Here is a 1,818-nt window from a genome sequence, read left to right as displayed (position 1 = left end):
GTGGGGTGAGTAGGCCGGAGGGATTTCACCTCCAGCCTCTCGCAGAACCGGGCGTGAGACTCTCGCCTCACCCGGCTCCCATCAGGCAAGCTTGCCGCCATCGCCAAGTTGCCAATGCACAAAGAGCCTGCGGTTCTCACTCGCGATCTTCTCCAGGAAGAGACGCGCGCGTCCTAAGCGGTGATGGAAGCGCTTGTACTTTCGCTTCAACCAGATAGCCAACGTCTGGTTGATGTAGCGCGCCAAAGGATAGAGCGCCGAACGCGTGTATTGCCCATAATAAGCGATCCACCCCCTAACCATCGGGTTTAGTTCGCGGGCAATATCGTCCAACGTCACCTCGGTTCGCTTGCGAAGTTTCAAGCCGCGGATCGTCGCTCGCATGGCGTTCAGCGCTGGTTTGCTGACCGCCGGAGTGAACCCGCAGAACATCCTCTGCGAACGCGGCCCCAGGACCGACCGCGGCCGGAAGCAATAACCGAGAAAGTCAAACATAACCGTCTCGCTTTTGCCCCGGCGTCGGTCGTCCTTGCAGTAGACGATCCTCGTCTTCGTAGGATGCAATTCCAGGCGGCACTCCGCCAGCCGAGCCTGGAGCGCTTCGCGAACGCTTTGCGCCTCCATCTCATTCCGACAATGTACCAACCCGTCATCCGCGTACCGACACCACCTGAGATCGGGGAACGTCCGCGCCATCCAGAGATCAAATGCATAGTGCATGAAGAGGTTGGCGAGGATCGGGCTCACCACGCCCCCTTGTGGGGTGCCGCGGCTTCGCTCGATTATCGTTCCATCCTCTTGCACCATCGGCGCTGTCAGCCATCGTTCGATGTAGAGCAGCGCCCATGCACACGTCACATGTTTCCGGACGGCCCGCAGCAAGAGCTCGTGGTCGATGTTGTCAAACAATCCTTTGATGTCGAACTCCAGAACCCAATCGTACTTCCAGCATCGCCGGCTCAATCAGTTGTTTGACAACCGTCTGTGCCACGCGGTCTGCCACAGTGGGCACCCCGAGGATCCTTTGGCCTCCACTCTTCTTCGGAATGGACACGGCGCGAACAGGGGGCGGGAAGTAAGCGCCTGAGCTCATTCGATTCCAAATCTTGTAGAGATTGCTCTTCAAGTCGGACTCGAACTGCTCAATCGTCACTCCGTCGACACCGGCTGCGCCACCATTGGATCGCACCTGCAGATATGCTTCGTACACCTCTCTCTTGTCGATGTTGAACGGTTTGCTCGGCTGGTTCACCGTCGTCCTCCTGTTGTCAGTTGCGACGATGGCCAGCCCACCTGACCCGATCCCTTTGCTCCGGCCCCATTACGAGCCTTCGTCGCTAATACGGATCGGTCCGTCCCAGTGCTCCGCGTCGGTAATCTCGCCTCGCGGTCTTCTCCGCTTGTGCTTCTCCCTTTCCATCGGAGCGACTGGTTCCTACAGTTCCGCGGCAGCGCCTGCATCCGATTCACGCCCCCTCAACGCCGGTCGCCGCCCACCCGGTCATCAGGCTCCCAGCGGGCTCATCCCAGAGGGACGACACACCTCTGGTTTTGACGACGATTTCCACGTTACGACGGTTCATCGGTGGGTTCATTTTCATTCGTCTCTCGGACGCGTATCCGTTCGGGTATCACCCGACCGTTAGCTTCAACGCTCACGACCACGCCTCTTAAGCGAAGCCGCTTGAAGTGATTTGAGACCTACTCCTGAAAGTCGGTCCCGAGGGGCCTGCCCTCATCGCTACCGCAGCTTATGCACACAGATTCTCAGACCATCTCGATCATCCTTTCTGTGTGCTTCTGCAGCACACTGTCATC

1 pseudogene is annotated in these 1,818 nt (G+C 58.6%); it reads right to left on the bottom strand.

What is annotated here, in order from left to right:
- Positions 1–81 precede the first annotated feature (81 nt).
- Positions 82–1,282, bottom strand: a pseudogene (locus tag XH88_RS25710) (group II intron reverse transcriptase/maturase).
- Positions 1,283–1,818 lie beyond the last annotated feature (536 nt).

The sequence above is a fragment of the Bradyrhizobium sp. CCBAU 51627 genome (genome assembly GCF_028128765.1).
Classification (GTDB): Bacteria; Pseudomonadota; Alphaproteobacteria; order Rhizobiales; family Xanthobacteraceae; genus Bradyrhizobium.
Note: the sequence above shows the minus strand (reverse complement) of the source record. Positions and strands in the feature narration are given on the sequence as shown.